At 37.8% G+C, this 2137-nt stretch carries 2 protein-coding genes and 1 pseudogene; all 3 read left to right on the top strand.

The features are described 5' to 3' along the window. The first annotated feature begins 151 nt into the window (after positions 1-151). On the top strand, positions 152-490 hold the full coding sequence (locus H5072_RS17645; RefSeq protein WP_004587162.1) for a P-II family nitrogen regulator: 339 nt from the start codon (positions 152-154) through the stop codon (positions 488-490). A 9-nt stretch (positions 491-499) separates the two neighbouring features. Next, positions 500-1729 (top strand): ammonium transporter, encoded by a 1230-nt coding sequence (locus H5072_RS17650; protein WP_024596272.1) that lies wholly within the window; start codon positions 500-502, stop codon positions 1727-1729. 150 nt (positions 1730-1879) lie between these two features. Beyond that, positions 1880-2137 (top strand): annotated as a pseudogene (locus tag H5072_RS20925) (penicillin-binding protein 1B); the annotation flags it as partial.

Consider the following 2137-nt stretch of genomic DNA (forward strand, 5'->3'; position numbering starts at 1 on the left):
GTTAAATTAACGCACCTAATTGGTGCGTTTTTTTTGTTATTTAGTTTCTGTTTTTCACTAACTTATTGTTTTAAAGTATATAAAAATAGTGGCACAAAGGTTGGATTGTTTAACCCAACAGGATAACAATAAAGAGTCCGAGGGGGCCGCTATGAAAATGATTAGTGCAATCATAAAACCATTTAAATTAGACGACGTGCGTGAAGCACTCGCTGATTTAGGAATTGAGGGGATGACAGTAGTTGATGTTAAAGGTTTTGGACGTCAACGAGGTCATACTGAGTTATATCGTGGTGCAGAATACCAAGTAGATTTTATTCCTAAGATCAAACTTGAAATTGCAACTCGTACTGAAAATTGTCAACGCGTTGTTGAAGCAATTACTAAAATTGCATCAACAGGTAAAATCGGTGACGGGAAAATTTTCGTGTACGACTTAGATCAAATTGTTCGTATCCGTACTGGCGAACTTGACGAAGAAGCAATTTAAGGGGGTCTCATGGAAAATACAATAATAGAACTAAAGTTTTCACTCGATACCTTCTATTTTTTAATATCAGGTATATTAGTAATGTGGATGGCAGCAGGTTTTGCCATGTTAGAAGCGGGCTTAGTTCGCTCTAAAAACACAGCTGAAATTTTAACTAAAAATGTCGCGCTGTATTCAATTGCATGTACGATGTTTTTATTAGTTGGCTACAACATTATGTATGTAGACAATGCCGAAGGTGGTTTTATTCCTTCAATAGGCGCTTTAATTGGCACACAAGCTGCTGATGCTGACCATTCTTTAGAATCTGATTTTTTCTTCCAAGTAGTATTTGTTGCAACGGCTATGTCGATTGTATCGGGTGCAGTTGCTGAGCGTATGAAGCTATGGGCTTTCCTTGGCTTTGCTGTAGTACTAACTGGTTTTATTTACCCTATTGAAGGTTACTGGACATGGGGTGGTGGTTTCTTATCTGAAATGGGCTTTGTAGATTTTGCAGGTTCTGCAATTGTACATGGCGCAGGTGCAGCTGCTGCACTAGCGGGTGTACTAATCCTAGGTGCTCGTAAAGGAAAATATGGTAAAAACGGTGAAATATACCCAATTCCAGGTTCAAACTTACCACTTGCTACACTAGGTACATTTATTTTATGGATGGGTTGGTTTGGCTTTAACGGTGGTTCTCAATTACTACTTTCGGATAAAGAAAACGCAACTGCGGTAGGTCAAATATTACTTAATACTAATGCAGCTGCTGCAATGGGTGCTATTGCTGCACTGTTTGTATGTAAGATACTTTGGGGCAAATCAGATTTAACCATGGTATTAAACGGTGCATTAGCAGGTTTAGTTGTAATTACTGCTGACCCACTTTCACCTTCTCCATTAATGGCATGTTTACTAGGTTTACTTGGTGGCTCATTAGTTGTGTTTAGCATTATAGCACTTGATAAAGTTAAGATTGACGATCCAGTAGGTGCTATCTCTGTACACGGTGTGTGTGGTGCATTAGGTATTATGTTAGTACCGCTAACCAATGGTGATGCAAGCTTTGTTAATCAGTTAATTGGTTTAGTATGTATTCTTGCCTTTGTATTTGTAGCATCATTTATTGTTTGGACTGTGCTTAACAAAACAATGGGTATACGAGTAACTGAAGAGGAAGAACTAAACGGTATGGATCAACACGATTGTGGTATTGAAGCCTACCCAGAGTTTGTTTCTGTTCGAAATAGCTAATAGTTTATTTAAATAATAGTGTGTTTACATAAAGCCCTACTTCGGTAGGGCTTTTTTTGTTTCAGGGGGGGTTAACTTTTCGGATGTTAGGATATGCCTAATATGCTAAGCTCACACTCGTGAATAACCCTTGGAATAAATTACACTTAAATGGCCGACAATAAAAAAACACCTACCAGCAAACCTGCAGCTAAACGTGCTAGTAAATCGTCAAGCACGACAAAAAAAAGCACATCAAAGGGCAGTAAAAAAACAGTGAATCCCACTGTTAAACGCTCTTTTATGAGAAAAACATGGTCAGTGTTTTGGAAATTCAGCTTGGCTGTTTTTATTGCAATGGCAATGTATTTCATTTATTTAGATTCAAAAACTACACGTATATTTGAAGGTAATAAATGGCAACTTCCA

The sequence above is a fragment of the Pseudoalteromonas sp. SR45-5 genome, assembly GCF_014163565.1.
Taxonomy (GTDB): domain Bacteria; phylum Pseudomonadota; class Gammaproteobacteria; order Enterobacterales; family Alteromonadaceae; genus Pseudoalteromonas; species Pseudoalteromonas distincta.

Excerpts from the sequence above, each read along its gene's own strand:
- H5072_RS17650 (WP_024596272.1), top strand. The coding sequence starts at position 500 with ATGGAAAATACAATAATAGAACTAAAGTTTTCACTCGATACCTTCTAT.
- H5072_RS17645 (WP_004587162.1), top strand. The coding sequence starts at position 152 with ATGAAAATGATTAGTGCAATCATAAAACCATTTAAATTAGACGACGTG.